Source organism: Halomonas ramblicola (genome assembly GCF_030409215.1).
Taxonomy (GTDB): domain Bacteria; phylum Pseudomonadota; class Gammaproteobacteria; order Pseudomonadales; family Halomonadaceae; genus Halomonas; species Halomonas ramblicola.
Genome location: NZ_JAUFPL010000025.1, coordinates 181718 through 202160, shown reverse-complemented (window position 1 = coordinate 202160; position 20443 = coordinate 181718). Strand labels below are relative to the sequence as shown.

Below are 20443 nucleotides of genomic sequence, written 5' to 3'. Positions count from 1 at the left end.
GGTCCCGTCGTCTGGCAAATCCAGCTTCTACTCCTCTCCCTCTCCTTCGCGGGTGTCCCTACGCCCCGGCCATACGCCGTGTCTACGCCCTCCGGGGATGAGGTCCCCGGCCTCCCGATTGGCCAGTCTAGCCTCGTCAGCCATTCCCTTGCCGGCCTGACGGCCGGATAACAACAACGGAGGACGTCATCATGCTCCCGTCACGCTCACCGCTCCTGCTGCCACTCGTCGCCGCTACCCTGGGTGCCGGCCTGGCCCTGCCCGCCGCCGCCTTCGAGGACGACACCCTGACCATCTGGATCGGCGACAACAAGGGGCCCCAGGGCATCCGCGAGGTGGCCGAACGCTTCACCGCCGACACCGGCATCGCCATCGACATCGTCCACCCCGACGACATGACCAACCGCTTCCAGCAGGCCGCCGGCAGCGGCCAGGGGCCGGACATCGTCATCTTCGCCCACGACCGCATGGGCGAGTGGGCCCAGAGCGGCCTGCTCGAGGCGGTCGATCCTTCCGACACCTTCCGCGAGCGCTACTTCGACTTCACCTGGGACGCCGTCGAATGGGGCGGCGAGACCTACGGCTACCCGATCTCGGTGGAGTCGCTGGGGCTGATCTACAACAAGGCGCTGGTCGACGAGGCGCCGGAGAGCTTCGACGAGCTGATGGCGCTGGAGGAGGAACTCGCCGAGGAGGACAAGAAGGCGATCCTCTTCGACTACGCCGAGCCCTACTTCGGCTGGCCCCTGCTGGCCGCCAACGGCGGTTACCCCTTCAAGCAGACCGAGGCGGGCTTCGATGTCGCCGACATCGGCGTCAACAACGCCGGGGCGATCCAGGGCGCCGAGCTGCTCCTCGAGCTGATCGAGTCGGGGGCGCTGCCCGAGGGCACCGACTACAGCGTGACGGATACCCGTTTCAACCGCGGCGAGGTGGCCACCATGATCAGCGGCCCCTGGGCCTGGAGCAACCTGGAGAAGAGCGGCATCGACTTCGGCGTGGCGCTGCTGCCGAGGGTGGGCGACGAGCGGGCCAAGCCGATGTTCGGGGTGATGACCGCCATGCTCAACTCGGCCACCCCCAACGACTTCCTGGCCATCGAGTTCCTCGAGAACTACCTGCTCGACGAGGAGGGGCTGCGCACCTTCAACGGCGACGGCTCACTGGGCGCCGTGGCCCACCGGGCCTACCAGGCCGACCTCGAGAGCGATCCCAACATCGCCGCCACCCTGGCCAACGCCGAGCTCGGCGTGCCGATGCCCAACATCCCCGAGATGGGTGCCTTCTGGGCCGCCATGGAGCCGGCGCTGCAGAACATCGGCAGCGGTCGGCAGACCCCGCAGGAGGCGCTGGACGCCGCCGCCCGCCGCATGCGCCAGTAAGCCCACCCGCCGGCGGCCCGCGCCGCCGGCCCGTTCGCAGGACCGTCGTCATGTACACCACCAACGCCTCCCGGGGCCTGCCGCGACACCGCTCGCGCCACCTCGGTGAACGCTACTCCCGCTGGGCGGCCCGCGCCCTGGTCGCCGCCCTCGTCATCTCGCTGATGTGGCTGGTGCTGGCCTTCCACCTCAACGGCCAGTGGATGTTCGCCCTGCTGTTCCTGGTGCTCGGCGCCTCGCTCGCCGTGGTGTTCACCCGGCGCAGCCTGATGAGCCATCGCTACATCTACCCGGCGCTGGCCGGGCTGGGCGTGTTCGTGATCTTCCCGCTGCTGTACACCATCGGCATCAGCTTCAGCAACTACAGCTCCGACAACCTGCTCAGCGAGGATCGGGTGCGCGGCCAGTTCCTGGAGCAGACCTACCAGGCAGAAGGCGCGGCGTTCGACTTCACCGCCTACCGTCAGGGGAGCCAGGCGCGCCTCTACCTGGAGGCGCGCGATGACGGCGCCCGCGATGCCATGGCCGAGGAGGCCGGCGACGCCGCCGGGGTCGCACGGCGCTACGCCTCGGCGCCTATCGACCTGGAGGACGCCGGGGAGCGCCGGGTGAGACTGCAACCCGCCGAGGCGACGCCGTCCGGCGAACCGCTGGCCATGCGCGAGATGATCGCTGCGCGCGATGCGCTCTCCGCCCTGCGCCTGGAGACCCCGGCGGGCATCGAACTGAGGATGACCGGGTTGCGCAGCTTCGCCCCGCTGCTGCCGCGCTATGCGGAGAACCCCGACGGCAGCCTCACCGACCTGCGCGACGATACCACCCTGACCCCGGACCACGAGACGGGCTTCTTCGTCACCGAGGCGGGCGAGCGCCTCACCCCCGGCTGGCCGGTGGCCGTGGGCCTGGACAACTACACCCGGATCTTCACCGACCCGGACATCCGCGGCCCCTTCCTGCAGATCTTCGTCTGGACCTTCGTCTTCGCCGGGCTGACGGTGACCTTCACCCTGGCGGTGGGCTTCGTGCTGGCCACGCTGCTGCAGTGGGACCAGCTGCGCGGCAAGGCGATCTATCGCACCCTGCTGATCCTGCCCTACGCGGTGCCGGCGTTCATCTCGATCCTGATTTTCAAGGGCATGTTCAACCAGAACCATGGCGAGATTAACCTGATCCTGGAGAACCTCTTCGGCATCAGCCCCTCCTGGTTCACCGACCCGGCGCTGGCCCGCACCATGCTGCTGATCGTCAACACCTGGCTCGGCTACCCCTACATGCTGCTGCTCTGCATGGGGCTGATCCAGTCGATCCCCCGCGACCTCTTCGAGGCCTCGGCGGTGGACGGCGGCGGGCCCCTGACCAACATGTGGCGCATCACCCTGCCGCTGATCATGAAGCCGCTGACGCCACTGCTCATCGCCGCCTTCGCCTTCAACTTCAACAACTTCGTACTGATCGCCCTGCTCACCGGTGGCAGCCCCGACATCCTCGGCGCCAGCACCCCGGCGGGTACCACCGACCTGCTGGTCAGCTACACCTACCGCATCGCCTTCCAGGACGCCGGCCAGAACTTCGGCCTGGCGGCGGCCATCGCCACCCTGATCTTCCTGCTGGTGGTGGGGCTGTCGCTGCTCAATCTGCGCCTGTCCAAGGTCAAGGTCTAGGAGGAGTCATCCCATGGCCATGGTTCAACCCCGTTCGATCCGCACCCGCCGGCTGGGCGCCCACCTCGCCCTGCTGAGCTTCGTCAGCCTGGTGGTCTTCCCGCTACTGCTGGTGATCTCGATCTCCTTCCGCGAGGGCAACTTCGCCACCGGCAGCCTGATCCCCGAACGCTTCTCGCTGGAGCACTGGGCGCTGGCCTTCGGCATCCCCTGGGAGCGCGCCGACGGCAGCGTGGTCCAGCCGCCCTTCCCGGTCATGCTGTGGCTGTGGAACTCGGTCAAGGTGGCGGTGGTGTCCTCGCTGATGATCCTGGCGCTCTCCACCACCAGCGCCTACGCCTTCGCGCGCATGCGCTTCACGGGCAAGGCGCCGATCCTCAAGGGCATGCTGATCTTCCAGATGTTCCCGGCGGTGCTCTCGCTGGTGGCTCTCTATGCGCTGTTCGACCGCCTCGGGCAGCTGGTGCCCTGGCTGGGCATCAACACCCACGGCGCGCTGATCGTCGCCTCGCTGGGCGCGGTGGCGCTGCACATCTGGACCATCAAGGGCTACTTCGAGTCCATCGACGGCTCCCTGGAGGAAGCGGCGATGGTCGACGGCGCCAGCACCTGGCAGGCCTTCCGCCACATCCTGCTGCCGCTGTCGGTACCGATCCTGGTAGTGGTGTTCATCCTCGCCTTCATCATGTCGATCATGGAGTACCCCATGGCCTCGGTGCTGCTGCTCGACGAGGACAAGCTGACCCTGGCCGTGGGCGCCCAGCAGTACCTGGCCGAGCACAACCAGCGCTGGGGCGACTTCGCCGCCGCCGCGGTGCTCTCCGGCCTGCCCATCACCGCGGCCTTCCTGCTCTGCCAGCGCTGGATCGTCGGCGGGCTGACCGCCGGCGGCGTCAAGGGCTGACGGCCTCCTCTTCCTCGTCCTGAGCGAAACATTGCTCGCCCCCGGCCACCTTGGCCGGGGTTTTTCATGTCCATCCGAGGATCACGCCAGGGGGCGACGGACCTCCAGCGCCCGCTCGGCGATCCGCAGCAACCCCTCGGGCCGCCAGGCGCTGCGACCGATGAACAGGCCGGCCACCTCCGGCAAGGCGGCGAGCGCGGCGCAGTTGTCCGGATTGACGCTGCCGCCGTAAAGCACCGGCAGGGGCTCGCCCTGCCCCGTCGTCGGCAGCGCCTCGCGAAGCCGGCGGTGCATCCAGCCGGCATCCTCGGCCGTGGCGGGGGTGCCGTGCTCGCCGATGGCCCAGACCGGCTCGTAGGCGATCAGCACGCGCTCCAGGTCCTCGGCGGAGACGCCGCCGAGGGCGATCCGGCACTGGCGAAGCACGCTGTCGGCGGCCGCCCCCAGCGCCCTCTCCTCGGCGGTCTCGCCGACGCAGATCAGCGGGCGCAGCCCCTTGGCCAGGGCGGCCTTGACCTTGCGGTTGATCGCCACGTCGGTCTCGTTGAAGGACTCGCGCCGCTCGGAGTGTCCCAGCTCGACGATATCGGCGCCGCAATCCCTGACCATCAGTGGCGACACCTCCCCGGTGTAGGCGCCCGCATCGGCCCAGTGCATGTTCTGGGCTCCCACCATCACCGGCGAGTCGGCCAGGGCCCGACACACCTCGCTCAGCGCGGTGAAGGGCGGAATCACGAAGCCCTGCAGGCGCGGGTCGCGCAGCAGCTCGGCGTCGTGCAGGACCGCACAGTAGTCGGCGGCCTCGCCCAGTGTCTTGTTCATCTTCCAGCTGGTGCCTACCCAGAAAGGGATCGTCATGACGTACTCCTCATGCTGTCGGTGTGTCGGTCGATGCCTGGCTCAGGCATGCCGGATGCCGTAGTCGCGGATCCAGTCGAGCGACGCCTCGGTCTCGGTGCTGGGGCTGTACTCCAGCGAGATGAAGCGATCGAAGGCCATGCGCTCCAGCTCGGCGAACAGGTAGCGGTAGTTGATCTCCCCGGTCCCCGGCTCATGGCGTCCCGGGTTGTCCGCCAGTTGCACGAAGCCGATGCGATCGAGGTGGCGGCGCAGCGTCTCGATGAGCTCTCCCTCCGAGCGCTGCATCTGATAGAAGTCGTACTGGATCAACAGGTTGGGATGGTCGACGGCGTCCTGCAGGGCCACCGCCTGGGCCGTGTTGACCAGCGGGTAGCCGGGATGGGTAATGGGATTGAGCGGTTCCACCAGCAGGCGAATGCCGGCCTGGGCCGTGGCCTCGGCGGCATGGCGCAAGTTGTCGATCAGGGTCTGGTGCTGCGGTGCCTGCGGCAGGTCCGGGCTCGGATAGCCCAGCGGGCAATTGAGCTGGCCACAGCCCAGCCGGCCCGCCACCTCGATGGTGGTGTCGAGACCCTTGCGGAATTCGTCGGTGCGCTCGGGCAGGACCGCGATCCCGCGCTCGCCCGCCTCCCAGTCCCCCCCCGGCAGGTTGAAATGAATGATCGCCACGCCGGCCCGGCTCGCGGCAGCGCCAATGTCCTCGAGGCGCTCGCAGAACGGGTAGGGATTGTGGAACTCCACGTAGCGAAAGCCCGCGGCACGGGCCCGGGCGAAGCGCTCCAGGAAGGGCACCTCGGTGAACATGAACGTCAGATTGGCGGCGAGCTTGAGCACGTTGACCTCCCGCTTTGTCGTTGTCGGTGGGTGCCGGGCCCGCCGCGGCGTGGCGCCATCAGGCCCGTTAACGCGGGGCTTCCACGGGGATGTCCAGGGCATGGGGAATGTCTTGACAGCCCCGAAAACCTCCACTAGCGTTATTTTTAACAGCACATGAACAAAATATCAAAGCCGGAGTGAAGCATGAAGAATACCTCGCCGAGCCACAGCGAGAACGACCTGGCCCTGAGGGCGGCCTGGCTCTCCTATGTGGGGGGCTATACCCAGGCGCAGATCGCCGACCGCCTCAGGGTGTCGCGCATGAAGGTGCACCGGTTGATCGCCGCGGCCCACGAGATGGGCGCGGTGCAGGTGTTCATCCAGGGCTCGCCCGAGGCGTTGCTGACCCTGGAAGACGAGCTCATGCGGCGCATGAACCTCGAGATGTGCTCGGTGGTTCCCGCGATGCCCGCGGAGGAAGGCGCCAATCCCTTCGCCAATCTGGGCATGGCCGCGGCCTACTACCTGAAGAGCCGGCTGGATGCCAGGAGCGTCGAAGTGCTGGGACTGGGCTGGGGCCGCAGCCTGTCGGAGATGGTCAACTGTCTGCCGCAGATGGACTGTTCGGGACTCAAGATGGTCCCCGTGCTGGGCAGCGTGGTGCGCAAGATGGCCCTGAACCCTTACGACGTCATCCACCGTCTGGTCGACAAGACCGGCGGCGAGGGCTACCTGCTGCCGGTGCCGCTGTTCGCCGACACCGCCGAGCACAAGCGGGTACTGATGGAGCAGCGCAGCGTCCAGGACGTGATCAAGCTCGCCACGGCGGCCGACCTGACCATGGTGGGGCTGGGCGCGGTGCCGTCGCAGGGCCATTCCCTGCTCATGGAGCTCGGGGAGATCGATGCCGAGGATGCCCGCCGGCTGCACGAGGCCGGCGCCGAGGCCGAACTGCTGGGCCAGTTCCTGGATGCCCAGGGTCACCAGGTGGATTGCGAGATCAACAGCCGCACCCTGGGGCTCGGCCTCGAACAGCTGCGCGACCACCATATCGTCGCCGTCGCCGGGGGCGAGGAGAAGGTGCACGCCACCCTCTCGGTGCTGCGCAGTGGCCTGCTCAAGGGCCTGATCACCGACGAGGTCGTCGCCCGCCAAGTGCTCGCCCTGCTAGACGAGAGCGATGCGTAGCCGCCCAAGCCATCACGACAACGAAAAACTAATAGAACAACGACAACATCAGGAGACACGCCCATGCCGGATGACGTGATCGTCGGCCTGGATGCCGGGACCTCGGTGATCAAGGCGGTGGCCTTCGACCGCCAGGGCCACGAACTGGCCAAGACCCAGTGCGAGAATCGCCTCGAGACCCGCCCCGACGGGGGCGTCGAGCAGAGCCTCCCGGGCACCTGGGAGGCGGCCCGGGCCACGCTCCAGCGCCTGTTCGCCGAGCACCCGGCACTCGCCCCGCGGCTGGCCGCCATCGCAGTGACCGGCCAGGGCGACGGCACCTGGATGATCGACGCTGAGGGACGGCCCGTGGGCGATGCCCTGCTGTGGCTCGACAACCGCGCCAGCGACATCGTCTCCCACTGGCGGGCGACCCGCACCGGGCCCGAGGCGTACCGCCGCACCGGAACCGGGCTCAACCAGTCGATCCAGAGCGGCCAACTGAGCTGGCTCGAGCATCACGAGCCAGAGCGCGTCGCAGCCGCGGCCACCATCTTCCACTGCAAGGACTGGCTGTACTTCTGCCTGACCGGCGACCGCGCCACCGACCCGGCCGAGGCGCTGTGGACCTACGGCGACTTCCGCAGCGGCGACTACTCGGACGAAGTGCTGGAGGCGTTCGGTCTGGCCAGGCACCGCGAGCGACTGCCGCGGATCCTCGACGGCAGCCGCGAACACGGCAAGCTCGGCGCCCAGGTGGCCCGCGAGATCGGCGTGGCCGAAGGCACCCCGGTGGTGCTGGCGCCGGTGGACATGCTGGCCACCGGCCTGGGGGCCGGCGTCTACGAGCCCGGCAGGCGGGTGGCCTGCAGCATCATCGGCACCACCGGGGCCCACCTCTGCGTGCGCGAGGACCCGCGTGACATCGTGCTCAGCAACCAGTCCTGCTACACCATGCCCTGCGTGGCGCCTGACACCTGGGTGCAGCTGTGCTCCAACATGGCCGCCACCCTCAACCTGGAGTGGTTCCTCAAGGGCCTCAACCAGATGCTCGAGGCGTTGGGCGAGGCGCCGCTGACCGCCGAGGGACTGCTGCCACGGCTCGACGCGGCGCTGGCCACCACCGAGCCGGGGCGAGTGGTCTATCACCCCTTCATCTGTGCCAACGGCGAGCGCGGTCCCTTCTTCAACCCCCGCGCCCGGGCCCAGTTCCTGGGGCTCTCCACCGAGGTCAACCACCTGCACATGGCGCGGGCCATCTACGAGGGCGTCGCCTTCGCCGCCCGCGACTGCTACCACGCCCTGGAGGCCCACCCGGAGGAGCTGCGGCTGACCGGCGGTGCCGCCCAGAGCAAGACGCTGTGCACCATCCTCGCCTCGGTGATGGGCGTGCCGGTGCGCACCCTGACCCGCGGCGAAACCGGCGCCGCGGGCGCCGCCATGGTGGCGAGCCTGTGCCTGGGGCATCACCGCGACCTGGCCGAGGCCTGCCGAACCTGGGTGACCCCCTTCCTGGCCGAGGAGTGCGTGGCGCCCGACCCCGCCCTGCAGAACCTCTACGAGCGGCTGTTCGGGGTCTACCGCCGTTCCCACACCAACTCGGACGGCTTCTGGCGCCATCTCGAGCGCGTCACCGCCGAACGCTGAAGCGGTCCATGTCATTTCCCGACCCGGAGGCAAGCATGCCCGACTCATCCGCCATGACCCAGGGAGGTGCCCGCCGTCCCTGCTACGACCTGCTGATCATCGGGGCCGGCATCAACGGCGCCGGCTTCGCCCGGGACGCCGCCGGCCGCGGCCTGTCCGTCGCCCTGTGCGAGAAGGACGACCTGGCCCAGGGCACCTCGTCGCGCAGCGGCAAGCTGATCCACGGCGGCCTGCGCTACCTGGAGTACTACGAGTTCCGCCTGGTGCGCGAGGCCCTCAAGGAGCGCAGCGTCATGCTCAAGCAGGCGCCGCACATCATCTGGCCGATGCGCTTCGTGCTGCCCCACAGCCCCGAGCAGCGGCCCGCCTGGCTGGTCCGCGCCGGCCTGTTCCTCTACGACCACCTGGGCGGCAAGGACGACCTGCTGCCCGGCAGCCGCGGCCTCGACCTGCGTACCTGCCCAGAGGGCGAGGCGATCAAGGATGACTACCCCAAGGGCTTCGAGTACGCCGACTGCTGGGTGGACGATGCCCGCCTGGTGGTGCTCAATGCGCTCGACGCCGCGCGCCTCGGGGCCAGGGTCTACCCACGTGCCGCCTGCACCCGGGCGACCCGGCTGGCCGATCGCTGGGAGGTCGAGCTCACCGACACCGAAAGCGGCGAGATCACCCCCCTCGCCGCCCGGGCGGTGATCAACGCCGCCGGCCCCTGGGTGGACAGGGTGCTCAAGGGCGCCTTCGACCAGGGCGGCAAGGACCGGGTCAAGCTGGTCAAGGGCAGCCACATCGTGCTGCCCAAGCGCTATGCCACCGCCAACTCCTACCTGCTGCAGAACGACGACAAGCGGGTGATCTTCGTCAACCCCTACGAGGGCGACAAGCTGCTGGTGGGTACCACCGACATCCTCTACGAGGGCGACCCGGACCGGGTGGCCATCGACGATCAGGAGATCGACTACCTGCTCGGCGTGGTCAATCGCTACTTCAAGACGCCCTATACCCGGGACGACATCCTGACCAGCTTCTCCGGGATCCGGCCGCTGTTCGATGATTCCCAGGACAACCCCTCGGCGGTGACCCGGGACTACGTCTTCGACGTCGCCGACGCGGGCGGCAAGGCGCCGCTGCTGTCAGTGTTCGGCGGCAAGATCACCACCTACCGCAAGCTCGCCGAGCACGGTCTGGAAAAGCTTGCTCCCTACTTGCCGGAGATGGGCAAGACCTGGAACGAGACCGCGCCGTTGCCTGGCGGCGACATGCCGGGTGCCGACTTCGAGATCTTCCTGAAGGGGCTCAAGCGCGACTACCCCTGGCTCGAGGCGGCCACCGCCACCCGCTATGCCCGCCTCTACGGCACCCTCGCCCGGCGGATCCTCGGCGAGGCCGGGGACTACGCCGACCTGGGCGAGCACCTGGGGGCCGACCTCTACGCCGTCGAGGCCCGCTACCTGGTCGATCACGAGTGGGCGCGCAGCGCCGCGGACATCCTCGAGCGACGTACCAAGCTCTACCTGGTCATGAGCGAGGCGGAGGTAGAGCGGGTCGAGGCCTGGGTGAGGCGGGAGGTCGATGAGCCCCGGGGCGCCAGGGTCCACGCCAGGACCGACAGCGTCGCCGCCTCCTGAGTCCGGCCCGCCGCTTGCGCCGGCACAGAGATTCCAACAACAAGAGGTCTTTTCACCATGAATACATCAGTCAATGCCGAACCACTGCCGCGACCCGGCAAGGGGCGTGGCCTGGCCGTGGCCATCGGACTCGCGGTCGTCCTGCTGGGCGCCATGGCCCTGGACACCCGGGTCGTGACGATCGGCTCGGAAGCGGGGCCGGTCGATGACGGCTTCTCGGCCGCACGCTTCGGCCCCGAGCAGTTCCCCCTCGTGCGGGCCAGCGTCGAGGAGCGCGCCGTCGAGGCAGGTGAGCTGGCGGCCGCCATCGCCGAGGACCCGGCGGCAGCCGGCGAGCGCTACGGCGTGGCCGCCGGCATCGGCCCGGTGATCCCCCTCAGCTTCTCCGGCGTGGTCGGCAAGGGCCAGGCCGGCATCTACCCGGTCGATGTCGAAGGCATTCCCGACGAACTGACGATCCGCGTGCAGACCGGGCCGGCCATCAACGGCACCGACCTGCGGGACGCCACCGGCACCATCGAGTTTGGCCAGTTCACCAACCAGATCGAGTACCAGAACGCCGGCGCGGCGATCAACGACGAGATGAAGGCGCAGGTGCTCGCGGATATCGACACCGGAGAACTGACCGGCAAGACCATCGCGGTCACCGGTGTCTTCAAGCTGATCAATCCGCACAACTGGCTCGTGACGCCGGTTCGGCTGGACGTGCAGTGAGCCAGACCTCCCTGAATGAAGGATGAGCATGCCATGAACCAGACATTTCAAAAACAAGACAGCGTCGACGAGGTCATCCTCTCGGCACGCCATATCGCCAAGTCCTTCGGCAATGTCCATGCCCTAAAGTCGGTGAACTTCGATATCCATCGCGGCCAGGTCACCACCCTGTTCGGCGAGAACGGGGCCGGCAAGTCGACGCTGATGAAGATCCTCTCGGGGGTGCTGCAGCCGACCTCCGGCGAGATCCTCCTGGATGGCCGACCGGTGAGTGTCGCCTCGACCACCGAGGCGCAGCGCCTGGGCATCTCGATCATCCATCAGGAGCTGAGTCTCGCCCCCAACCTCAGCGTGCGCGACAACATCTTCATGGGACGCGAGCTGGGGGGAGCGACCGGCATCGACTACGCCGAGGAGGAGCGCCAGACGCGGCGGCTGATGGAAGAGCTGGATGAGCCCATCGATCCGCTGACCCCGGTAGAGGACCTGCGCCTGGGGCAGCAGCAGATCGTCGAGATCGCCCGGGCGCTGTCGGCGAACTCGCGAATCCTGATCATGGACGAGCCGACCTCGGCGCTCTCGGCCTCGGAAGTCGAGGTGCTGTTCCGGGTGATCCGCGACCTCAAGAGCCGCGGCGTCTCGATCGTCTATATCTCCCACCACCTCGAGGAAGCCCTCACGATCACCGACCATGCGGTGGTGCTGCGCGACGGCAGCATGACGGCCTATGCCCCGCGCCGGGACATCGACCTGGAGTGGATCGTGCGTCACATGGTCGGCGAGGGCTTCGACCTCGGCTCGCCGCCCAGCGGCTACCGCCTGGGCGAGGTCGCGCTGTCGCTGCGCGAGGTGTCCGTCCCGGACGCCACGGTGCCCGGCCGCTCGGCCGTCGACCGACTGTCCCTCGAGGTGCGGGCCGGGGAGATCGTCTGCCTCTACGGCCTGATGGGCGCCGGGCGCACCGAACTGCTCGAGAGCGTCGCCGGCCGCCTCCCGCTGACGGGGGGCAGCGTCGTGCTCGAGGGCCGTGACGTCTCGCGCCTGAGCATCGCCGAGCGCATCGCGCAGGGCCTGGTACTGGTGCCCGAGGACCGGCAGCGCGACGGGCTGGTGCAGACGATGTCGGTGGGCGAGAACCTCTCGCTGGCCAGTATCGGCGCCTTCACCCAGCGCTTCTTCACCTCGCACCGGCGCGAGCAGGCGGTCGTCGAGGCCTCCATCGACAAGGTGCACATCAAGACCGACGGCGGCGGGGCCGAGATCGGTTCGTTGTCGGGCGGCAACCAGCAGAAGGTCGTCATCGGCAAGATGCTGGCGACGCACCCCCGGGTCGTGCTGCTCGACGAGCCCAGCCGCGGCATCGACATCGGGGCCAAGGCCGAAGTGTTCCGGCTGCTCGCCGAAGGTGCTCGGCAGGGCCTGGCCGTGGTCTTCACCACCTCCGAGGTCGGCGAATGCCTGAGCATCGCGCACCGGGTGGTGGTGATGAGTCGCGGCAGGATCTCGGCGGAATTCGGTGCCGACGTCGGCAAGGAAGAGATCATGGCCGCCTCGGGCGAAGCCGTGGCCGCCTGAACCACACCCATAGTGGAGTACACAACAATGACCGATACCAGCCAAGCTCACCCTGGCTCCCGAGCGGGTTCGTCCGATAACGGATTCGACCTGGGACGCCTGCTGCTCGAGGGCAGGGCATTCTTCGCCCTGATCGCGATCATCCTGATCTTCTCGATCCTGTCGCCGGTCTACTTCTCGGCGAACAACTTCCTGACCATGTCATCGCATGTGGCGATCTTCGGCCTGCTGTCCATCGGCATGCTGCTGGTCATCCTCACCGGCGGCATCGACCTGTCCGTGGGCTCGACGCTGGGGCTCGCGGGCGTCTTCGCCGGCTTCCTGATGCAGGGCGTGTCGTTCGAGTTGTTCGGTGTCGTGGTGTATCCCCCGGTGTGGGCGGTCGTCGTGCTGACCTGTGCCCTGGGGGCCCTGGTCGGGGCGATCAACGGCGTGCTCATCGCCTTCTTCAAGGTACCGGCGTTCGTCGCCACCCTGGGCATGCTCTACGTCGCCCGCGGCGTCGCCCTGCTGATGACCGACGGCCTCACCTTCAACAACCTCGGCGGCAGCCCGGAGCTGGGCAACACCGGCTTCGACTGGCTCGGCTTCAATCGGCTGTTCGGCGTGCCGGTCGGTGTGCTGATCCTGGCGGCCGTGGCCATCGCCGCCATGCTGGCGCTGTCACGCACCCCCTTCGGCCGCTGGGTGTATTCCACCGGCGGCAACGCCCGGGCGGCGGAGCTGTCCGGGGTGCCGGTCAAGCGCGTGCAGGTGTCGGTCTATGTGCTGTCGGGAGTCTGCGCCGCCATCGCCGGCCTGGTGCTGTCGTCGCAACTGACCTCGGCCGGGCCGACGGCGGGCACCACCTACGAACTGACCGCCATCGCCGGCGTGGTCATCGGTGGGGCGGCGCTGACCGGCGGCCGCGGCAACGTGCGGGGCACGCTGCTCGGGGCCTTCGTGATCGGCTTTTTGTCCGATGGGCTGGTGATCATCGGTGTCTCGTCCTACTGGCAGACCGTCTTCACGGGCGCCGTCATCGTGCTCGCCGTGCTGCTCAACAGCATTCAATACCGTGGTCGGAAGAAGCGGGTGGAACCTTCCGGCGATACAGCGCCTTCTCCGCAACGGGCCTCCCGGCCAGCAGCGGCTGTCCCCGTTGTGGAAAGCTCGGCCGGCAAGCCGGCATCACAATCATAAAATCACTGAGGTAATCCATCATGTTCATGAAAGCAAAGCGCCTGCTGATCACCGCCCTCGCCGTGAGCGTGCCGCTCTTCGCCGGCGCCGCCGCGGCCCAGGACAAGGGGCTCATCTCGATCATCGTCAACGACACCTCCAATCCCTACTGGTTCACCGAGGGCAAGATCGCCCGCGAGACCGCCGAGGAGTTGGGCTATGAAGCCAACGTGAGCTCCCACAAGGGGGATACCAATACCGAGAGCCGCCAGATCGATACCGCGATCACCAACCAAGCCGAGGCGATCATCCTCGACCCGGCCAACGCCGACGGATCCATCGGTGCGGTGCGCAAGGCCGTCGACGCCGGGATCCCGGTGTTCGTCGTCAACGCCGAGATCAACCAGCAGGGGCTGGCCGAGGCACAGCTGGTCTCCAACAACGCCCAGGGGGCGGCGCTGGGCGCCCAGCAGTGGGTGCAGAACGTCGGCGACGCGGCGAGCTATGTCGAACTCGAGGGGGCGCCTTCCGACAATAATGCCGCGACGCGTTCGAACGGCTACCAGACCGTGCTCAGCCAGTACCCGACCCTGGAGCGGGTCGGCTCGGACGTCGCCAACTGGGATCGCACCCAGGGCTACAACAAGATGCAGAGCATGCTGCAGGCCAATCCCGACATCGACGGCGTGATCAGCGGCAACGACGAGATGGCGCTCGGCGCGATCGCCGCCCTCAAGGAGGCCGGCAAGCTCGACGAGGTGGTCGTCGGTGGCTTCGATGGCTCACCCGACGCGATCGATGCGGTCAAGGCCGGCGAGATGGCCTATACGGTCCTGCAGCCGGTGGCCATCTTCTCCGAGCGGGCGGTTCGTCTGGCGGACGAGTATGTCCGCACCGGCGAAACCGGCCTCGATGGCGAGAAACAGCTCTTCGACTGCATGCTGGTCACCGCGGACAATGTGGATCGGTACACCGCTCCCTTCGTGCTCGCGCAACAATAGCGCGCCACCGGAGGCGGCATTCTCCGCCTCCGCCGCTCCTCCCGTCTGCGCCGCCGGGTCCGCTCGGCGGCGCTTGCGTGTGTCGGTATCTCTCCCTGTGATCTCGACGCCCACCGCCGAAACGACTCTGCCCGGCGCAAGGCCGGGCAGAGTCGTTGGGGTGGTGCAGGAAGGCTGCGGCGTGCGTCAGTCGCCCAGGCGACGGGCCTGGCGCAGGTTCTCCAGCGTCATGGCGCAGGCGTCGGCGGCCTCGCGGCCCTTGGTCACGAAGTGCTCATGGAAGAACGCCATATGGGTAGCGTGCTCATGGAAGTGGTGCGGGGTGAGCACCACCGAGAGCACCGGCACCTCGGTGTCGAGCTGGACCCGCATCATGCCGTCGATCACCGCCTGGGCGACGAAGTCGTGGCGATAGATGCCGCCATCGACCACGAAACCGGCGCCGACGATGGCGTCATAGCGACCGCTGTTGGCCAGCAGCTTGGCCTGCAGGGGGATCTCGTAGGCGCCGGCGACGCTGAACACCTCGACCCGGTCGGCCTCGATGCCGTGCCTTTCGGCGAGGGTGGTGGTGAAGGCCTCGCGGGCCCGGCCGACGATATCGCCGTGCCAACCGGCCTGGATGAAGGCGATGCGGGGGGCGTGACGGGGGGTGGACTGATTCATGGTTTTCCTCGTTGATATCACCAGAATCAGGGCATGCGGGATCGACCGCCAGGCGCCACTGGCGCCCATCGCTCGAGCCGTTCTCTTCCATCCGGACTATCACCGTCGGCTTCGGAGTCGCACCGAATCTGCTGACCCCGGTCTTGGTCGCGTCACCAGGAGAGACGCAGAAACCGGACCGGGCGCTCGCGGGCTGAGGCGAAAGCCGCCATCACCGCCGGTGGGGACTTTCACCCCGCCCTGAGAACAATGACCGCGGCCAGGCGCCTGTCGGATTTACCCGATCGGCGCCTGGCCGCGGTCGAACTATTGTATGCGGCGCCGCCTGGCGCCGCTAGCCTGTCCGGGCTCGACATCGAGGATCCGGCGCTGGCCGATTCCTCGATGTCGGTATCAGTAGTCCCGCCGGGTCAGCAGCCGTTCGGCCTGCTCGACGACGTTGTCGACGCTGAAGCCGAAGTGCTTGAACAGGTCGTCGGCCTTGCCGGACTCACCATAGGTGGTCATGCCGATCACCCGGCCGTCCAGGCCCACGTACTTGTACCAGAAGTCGCTGTGGGCGGCCTCGATGGCAAGCCGTCGGGTCACGCCACGCGGCAGCACGCTCTCGCGATACTCGGCGTCCTGGGCGTCGAAGGCATCGCAGGACGGCATGGAGACCACCCGCACCGCCCGGCCCTGACCTTCCAGCTCGGCGGCGGCGTCCATGGCCAGGGCCACCTCGGCGCCGGTGGCGATCAGGATCAGCTCCGGCGTGCCCTCGCAGTCCTTCAGGATGTACCCACCGCGCTGGATATCGGCCAGCTGCTGGGGAGTGCGCGGCTGGTGGGGCAGCCCCTGGCGCGACAGCACCAGGGCGGTGGGGCCGGCCTGGCGCTTCAGGGCGGCGTCCCAGGCGGCGGCGGTCTCGGCGGCGTCGCAGGGGCGCCAGGTGGCCAGGTTGGGCGTGCTGCGCAGGGTGGTGAGCTGCTCGATGGGCTGGTGGGTGGGGCCGTCCTCGCCCAGGCCGATGGAGTCGTGGGTGAAGACGTAGATGACGCGCTGGCCCATCAGCGCGGCCATGCGCACGGCGTTGCGCATGTACTCCATGAAGATCAGGAAGGTGGCGCCATAGGGGATGAAGCCGCCGTGCAGGGCGATGCCGCTCATGATCGCGCCCATGCCGAACTCGCGCACGCCGTAGTGCAGGTAGTTGCCGTCCGGAGAGCCCTCAGCGGGGTGGGTGGAAGAGCCCTCAGCGGGGTTTGATGAAGAGCCGGGGGTGATCGCCTTGGCGCCGTCCCAGAAGGTCAGGTTGGAGGGCGCCAGGTCGGCACTGCCGCCGAGCAGCTCGGGGAGCTGCGGGCCCAGCTCGTTGAGGCAGGCCAGCGAGGCCTTGCGCGAGGCGATGGCCTCGCCCTTCTCCTGGGCGCGCTGGACCATCGCCTCGCTGGTGACCTCGGCGGGCAGCTGGCCCTGGACGCGGCGCTCGAACTCGCGGGCCAGCTCGGGATGCTCGGCGCGGTAGCGCTCGAAGCGTGCCTGCCAGTCGTCCTGGACGGCGCGGCCCTGCTCGCGGGCGTCCCAGCCCTGGTAGATCGGCTCGGGAATATGGAAGGGCGCATGCGGCCAGTCGAGGCGCGCCCGGGCCGCGGCCACCTCGTCCTCGCCCAGCGCGGCGCCGTGGCACTCCTCCTTGCCCTGCTTGTTGGGCGCGCCGAAGCCGATGATGGTGCGGCAGACGATCAGGCTGGGCCGGTCGCCCTCGGCCTTGGCCTGCGCGATGGCGGCGGCGACCGCCGCGGGGTCGTGGCCGTCGACGGCGGGTACCACGTGCCAGCCGTAGGCGGCGAAGCGCCCCGCGGTATCGTCGGTGAACCAGCCCTCGACCTCGCCATCGATGGAGATGCCGTTGTCGTCGTAGAACACCACCAGCTTGCCGAGCTTCTGGGTGCCGGCCAGCGAGCCGACCTCGTGGGAGATGCCCTCCATCAGGCAGCCGTCGCCGACGAAGCACCAGGTGTGGTGGTCGACGACGCTGTGGCCGGGGCGGTTGAACTGGGCGGCGAGGGTCTTCTCGGCGAGCGCCATGCCCACGGCGTTGGCCAGGCCCTGGCCGAGCGGGCCGGTGGTGGTCTCGATGCCCGGCGCATAGCCGAACTCGGGGTGGCCGGCGGTCTTGGAGTGCAGCTGGCGGAAGTTCTGCAGCTGCTCGAGGTCGAGGTCGTAGCCGGTGAGGTGGAGCAGGGAATAGAGGAGCATCGAGCCGTGGCCGTTGGAGAGCACGAAGCGGTCACGGTCGGGCCAATGGGGATCGGCCGGGTTGTGCTTGAGGTGGTCGTTCCACAGCACCTCGGCGATGTCGGCCATGCCCATGGGTGCGCCGGGATGGCCGGAATTGGCCTTCTGGACGGCATCCATGGACAGCGCGCGGATGGCATTGGCCAGTTCAAAACGGGTCGGCATGGGATTTCCCCATCAGTTGGTTGTCGTCGGGTCTGGCGAATAGCGGATCAGCGGGTGGCCAATCGGTCGGCGATCAGGGCCTCGAGCTTGTCCTGGTCCTCGGCGAAGCGACGAATGCCCTCGGCCAGCTTCTCGGTGGCCATGGCGTCCTGGTTATGGCCCCAGCGAAACTCGGGCTCACTGAGCGGCGCCGGGCGTTGGCCACTGGCGCCTTCCATCACCACCCCACGCGCCACCTCATCGTCGCTGTCGGCCAGCTCCTCGAGCAGTGCCGGCGAGATGGTCAGCCGCGGGCAGCCGGCCAGCGCCAGCACCTGGCCGGTGTGGCGGAAGCTGGCGCCCATCACCACGGTGTCGAAGCCACCCTGCCTGACCCGCTGGCAGACGCTGCGCACGAACTGCACACCGGGATCGGTCTCGGGCGTGAAGTCCTGACCGGTCGCCTGCTGGTACCAGTCGGTGACCCGGCCCACGAAGGGCGAGACCAGGAAGACACCGGCATCGAAGCAGGCCTGGGCCTGGGCCTCGCTGAACAGCAGGGTCAGGTTGCACTGGATGCCTTCCCTCTTCAGCACCTCGGCGGCACGGATGCCTTCCCAGGTCGAGGCCAGCTTGATCAGCACGCGATCTCGCGAGACGCCGCGCCGCTCGTACAGCTCGATCAGCTCGTGGGCCTTGCGGATGCTGGCCTGGGTGTCGAAGGACAGCTTGGCGGCCACCTCGGTGGAGACGCGGCCGGGCACCACCCCGGCGATCTCGCTGCCCATGGCCACGGCGAGGCGGTCCACGGCGTGTTCGGCCTGGGCCAGGCGGTCGCCGCCCTCGGCCCGGATTGCCGCCAGCTCCTCGTCGATCAGCGGCTGGTAATCGGGCAGTTCGAAGGCCTTGAGGATCAGCGAGGGGTTGGTGGTGGCGTCCTGGGGCCGGTAGCGCTGGATGGCGGTCAGGTCGCCGGTATCGGCGACCACCAGGGAGAGGCGCTTGAGGGCGTCGAGTTGGGTGGGCATGCGAACCTCCTGACGAGATAGGGCCGATAGGGGATTATTTTTGATCTTCTTACGTTCAAATGATTCGACAAATTCGCCGTAAGGTCAAGCTGTACCTGTCCGAACTATTACGACATTGGTCGCATACAACGCCTTATATACAGAGGAAATATAAGTCAAATTATTGAAATAAATGAAAAATATCGAATGGCGCACGATCCGATGCTAGGGGTGGTGCCTCGTGCCAAGCAGGTGATCGCATGATCTCACTCTTTACAAATGTTTCGATGGTGCTATTTTGATCATCAGGCCCTGGCCGCTCCCGTCCAGGCAGCCCCCTTCAACAGCGAGGCACCCGCCATGACCAGCAACGACACCCCCCTGCGGATCGCCATCGGCGGTGACGAGGCCGCCTTCCAGCTCAAGGAGGTGCTGATCGAGCATCTGAAAGCGCTGGGGTATGCGGTGGAAGACTTCGGTACCTACAATGCCGAACCGATCCTGTATCCCGATGTGGCCGTCACGGTGGCCCAGGCGATCGGCGAGGGACACTGCGATCGCGGCATCCTGGTATGCGGCACCGGCATCGGCGTGGCGATCGCCGCCAACAAGGTGCCGGGCATCCGCGCCGCCCAGGCCCACGATACCTACTCCGCCGCCAAGGCCAGGACCAGCAACGATGCCCAGATCGTCACCCTGGGCGCGCGCGTGGTGGGGCCGGAGCTGGCCAAGAGCATCGTGGAGACCTTCCTGGCCAACGACTTCCCCGGCGGTCCCTCGGCCGCCAAGGTGGCCCGCATCGGCGAATACGAGAGCGGCATGACGCGCCCAAGGCTCTGATTAGACACTGTGTTATCGTGTTCCACTCGTGAGCTGAATCCGTACTGGTGGAACTCGTGCCATGAATGAGCGTTTCGACAACGCCGACATCGATCTGATGACCGAAATCGCCACCCTCTATTACGTGGAGGGCGAGACCCAGGAGGTCATCGCCAAGCGCCTGGGCATTTCGCGCGTCAGGGTCGGGCGCCTGCTCAAGCGGGCGCAGGCGGAGGGGATCGTCGATGTGCGGGTGCGCCAGCACCCCGCCGTGAGCGCCGAGATCGAGCAGGAGCTCAAGCGGCGCTTCGGGATCAAGCGGGCGCTGATCGCCCTGGACCGCAGCGACGGCGATGCGCAGCGCTCGGCGGTGGCCAGCCTGGTGGCCGACCACCTGTCGCGCAGCCTGCTGGATGGCAGCATCGTCGCCGTGGGCATGGGCCGCAATGTGGGCGCCGTGGCCGACAACGTCTTCGATCAGGGTGCACGGCGCTGCTCTTTCGTCTGTGCCATCGGCGGCTCCCTGCGCGCCGGGGAGTACATGAACCCCGACCATATCTGCCGCCGCCTGGCGAGCCGGTTCGGCGGGGAGAGCGAGACCCTCTATGCCCCCGCCCTGGTACAGAACGCCGCGCTACGCGACGAACTCTACGAGAACCCCACCGTCCGCCAGGCCCTGGACCGGGCCCGTCGCGCCGATGTCGCGCTGATCGGCGTCGGCGACATGAGCGAGGACAGCAACATGGTGCGCATGGGCTGGTTCTCGCCCCAGGAGATCGCCGAGGCACGGCTCTCGGGGACGGTCGGCGACATGATGGGTTGTCACTTCATCGATATCCACGGCCACCCCTCGGCGACCCCGATGCAGGACCGCATCATCGGCCTGGGCACCGGGGACCTGGCGCGGATTCCCGATGTCATCGCCATCGCCAGCGAGAACACCAAGGCAGTCGGCATCCTCGGCGCCTTGCGGACCGGCGTCGTCAACACCCTCGCCACCAGCGCCACCAATG

The 20443-nt window shown here is 67.9% G+C and carries 17 protein-coding genes and 1 riboswitch; of the genes, 12 read left to right on the top strand and 5 right to left on the bottom strand.

What is annotated here, in order from left to right; all coding sequences use genetic code 11:
* Positions 1 to 191: 191 nt before the first annotated feature.
* Genes malE through malG form a run of 3 tightly spaced genes read left to right on the top strand, consistent with a single transcriptional unit; the run spans position 192 to position 3947 of the window.
* Positions 192 to 1382: a maltose/maltodextrin ABC transporter substrate-binding protein MalE gene (gene malE / locus QWY80_RS09730; RefSeq protein ID WP_290230826.1), complete on the top strand. Its 1191-nt coding sequence runs from the start codon at positions 192 to 194 to the stop codon at positions 1380 to 1382.
* A 50-nt stretch (positions 1383 to 1432) separates the two neighbouring features.
* Positions 1433 to 3043 (top strand): maltose ABC transporter permease MalF, encoded by a 1611-nt coding sequence (gene malF / locus QWY80_RS09725; protein ID WP_290230823.1) that lies wholly within the window; start codon positions 1433 to 1435, stop codon positions 3041 to 3043.
* Positions 3044 to 3056: 13 nt separating this feature from the next.
* Entirely contained in the window at positions 3057 to 3947 is an 891-nt protein-coding gene (gene malG, locus QWY80_RS09720) for a maltose ABC transporter permease MalG (RefSeq protein WP_290230821.1), read from the top strand.
* A gap of 81 nt (positions 3948 to 4028) precedes the next feature.
* On the opposite strand, the gene QWY80_RS09715 is transcribed toward malG, so the two are convergent.
* Both QWY80_RS09715 and QWY80_RS09710 read right to left on the bottom strand, forming a co-directional pair.
* The gene (locus QWY80_RS09715; RefSeq protein WP_290230819.1) at positions 4029 to 4805 is read right to left on the bottom strand and encodes a triose-phosphate isomerase; all 777 of its coding nucleotides are present in this window, start codon (positions 4803 to 4805) and stop codon (positions 4029 to 4031) included.
* A gap of 42 nt (positions 4806 to 4847) precedes the next feature.
* Positions 4848 to 5642: a hydroxypyruvate isomerase family protein gene (locus tag QWY80_RS09710; protein ID WP_290230817.1), complete on the bottom strand. Its 795-nt coding sequence runs from the start codon at positions 5640 to 5642 to the stop codon at positions 4848 to 4850.
* 186 nt (positions 5643 to 5828) lie between these two features.
* Between QWY80_RS09710 and QWY80_RS09705 the strand changes: the two genes are divergently transcribed.
* The 7 genes from QWY80_RS09705 to QWY80_RS09675 all read left to right on the top strand — a co-directional run bounded on the left by QWY80_RS09705 (position 5829) and on the right by QWY80_RS09675 (position 14514).
* Positions 5829 to 6812, top strand: coding sequence for a sugar-binding transcriptional regulator (locus QWY80_RS09705; RefSeq protein ID WP_290230815.1), 984 nt, complete (start codon positions 5829 to 5831; stop codon positions 6810 to 6812).
* 63 nt (positions 6813 to 6875) lie between these two features.
* Entirely contained in the window at positions 6876 to 8438 is a 1563-nt protein-coding gene (locus QWY80_RS09700) for an FGGY-family carbohydrate kinase (protein ID WP_290230812.1), read from the top strand.
* Between the two features lie 35 nt (positions 8439 to 8473).
* Entirely contained in the window at positions 8474 to 10063 is a 1590-nt protein-coding gene (locus QWY80_RS09695; RefSeq protein ID WP_290230809.1) for a glycerol-3-phosphate dehydrogenase, read from the top strand.
* A 117-nt stretch (positions 10064 to 10180) separates the two neighbouring features.
* Positions 10181 to 10777, top strand: coding sequence for a DUF2291 family protein (locus QWY80_RS09690; protein WP_290230804.1), 597 nt, complete (start codon positions 10181 to 10183; stop codon positions 10775 to 10777).
* Positions 10778 to 10810: 33 nt separating this feature from the next.
* On the top strand, positions 10811 to 12352 hold the full coding sequence (locus tag QWY80_RS09685; protein ID WP_290230802.1) for a sugar ABC transporter ATP-binding protein: 1542 nt from the start codon (positions 10811 to 10813) through the stop codon (positions 12350 to 12352).
* A 27-nt stretch (positions 12353 to 12379) separates the two neighbouring features.
* Positions 12380 to 13534, top strand: coding sequence for an ABC transporter permease (locus QWY80_RS09680; protein ID WP_290230799.1), 1155 nt, complete (start codon positions 12380 to 12382; stop codon positions 13532 to 13534).
* Between the two features lie 20 nt (positions 13535 to 13554).
* Complete coding sequence (locus QWY80_RS09675) at positions 13555 to 14514, top strand: D-ribose ABC transporter substrate-binding protein (RefSeq protein ID WP_290230796.1); 960 nt, start codon at positions 13555 to 13557, stop codon at positions 14512 to 14514.
* Between the two features lie 186 nt (positions 14515 to 14700).
* Here the strand turns inward: QWY80_RS09675 and QWY80_RS09670 are convergent, their stop codons facing one another.
* From QWY80_RS09670 to tal, 3 genes are all read right to left on the bottom strand, one after another.
* Positions 14701 to 15180 carry a 6,7-dimethyl-8-ribityllumazine synthase gene (locus tag QWY80_RS09670; RefSeq protein WP_290230794.1) on the bottom strand — a complete coding sequence of 160 codons (480 nt, stop codon included), beginning with the start codon at positions 15178 to 15180 and terminating at the stop codon, positions 14701 to 14703.
* A gap of 75 nt (positions 15181 to 15255) precedes the next feature.
* Positions 15256 to 15432: riboswitch (FMN riboswitch) on the bottom strand.
* Between the two features lie 141 nt (positions 15433 to 15573).
* Complete coding sequence (gene tkt / locus QWY80_RS09665; RefSeq protein WP_290230792.1) at positions 15574 to 17625, bottom strand: transketolase; 2052 nt, start codon at positions 17623 to 17625, stop codon at positions 15574 to 15576.
* A 47-nt stretch (positions 17626 to 17672) separates the two neighbouring features.
* Positions 17673 to 18632 carry a transaldolase gene (tal, locus tag QWY80_RS09660; RefSeq protein ID WP_290230790.1) on the bottom strand — a complete coding sequence of 320 codons (960 nt, stop codon included), beginning with the start codon at positions 18630 to 18632 and terminating at the stop codon, positions 17673 to 17675.
* A 339-nt stretch (positions 18633 to 18971) separates the two neighbouring features.
* On the opposite strand from tal, the gene rpiB reads away from it, so the two are divergent.
* Complete coding sequence (gene rpiB / locus QWY80_RS09655) at positions 18972 to 19451, top strand: ribose 5-phosphate isomerase B (RefSeq protein ID WP_290230788.1); 480 nt, start codon at positions 18972 to 18974, stop codon at positions 19449 to 19451.
* 61 nt (positions 19452 to 19512) lie between these two features.
* The coding region (locus QWY80_RS09650; RefSeq protein WP_290230784.1) for a sugar-binding transcriptional regulator at positions 19513 to 20443 on the top strand (931 nt) is incomplete at its 3' end.

Coding starts and splice junctions, on each gene's coding strand:
- malE (WP_290230826.1), top strand. CDS start 192: ATGCTCCCGTCACGCTCACCGCTCCTGCTGCCACTCGTCGCCGCTACC.
- malF (WP_290230823.1), top strand. CDS start 1,433: ATGTACACCACCAACGCCTCCCGGGGCCTGCCGCGACACCGCTCGCGC.
- malG (WP_290230821.1), top strand. CDS start 3,057: ATGGCCATGGTTCAACCCCGTTCGATCCGCACCCGCCGGCTGGGCGCC.
- QWY80_RS09715 (WP_290230819.1), bottom strand. CDS start 4,805: ATGACGATCCCTTTCTGGGTAGGCACCAGCTGGAAGATGAACAAGACA.
- QWY80_RS09705 (WP_290230815.1), top strand. CDS start 5,829: ATGAAGAATACCTCGCCGAGCCACAGCGAGAACGACCTGGCCCTGAGG.
- QWY80_RS09700 (WP_290230812.1), top strand. CDS start 6,876: ATGCCGGATGACGTGATCGTCGGCCTGGATGCCGGGACCTCGGTGATC.
- QWY80_RS09695 (WP_290230809.1), top strand. CDS start 8,474: ATGCCCGACTCATCCGCCATGACCCAGGGAGGTGCCCGCCGTCCCTGC.
- QWY80_RS09685 (WP_290230802.1), top strand. CDS start 10,811: ATGAACCAGACATTTCAAAAACAAGACAGCGTCGACGAGGTCATCCTC.
- QWY80_RS09680 (WP_290230799.1), top strand. CDS start 12,380: ATGACCGATACCAGCCAAGCTCACCCTGGCTCCCGAGCGGGTTCGTCC.
- QWY80_RS09675 (WP_290230796.1), top strand. CDS start 13,555: ATGTTCATGAAAGCAAAGCGCCTGCTGATCACCGCCCTCGCCGTGAGC.
- QWY80_RS09670 (WP_290230794.1), bottom strand. CDS start 15,180: ATGAATCAGTCCACCCCCCGTCACGCCCCCCGCATCGCCTTCATCCAG.
- tkt (WP_290230792.1), bottom strand. CDS start 17,625: ATGCCGACCCGTTTTGAACTGGCCAATGCCATCCGCGCGCTGTCCATG.
- tal (WP_290230790.1), bottom strand. CDS start 18,632: ATGCCCACCCAACTCGACGCCCTCAAGCGCCTCTCCCTGGTGGTCGCC.
- rpiB (WP_290230788.1), top strand. CDS start 18,972: ATGACCAGCAACGACACCCCCCTGCGGATCGCCATCGGCGGTGACGAG.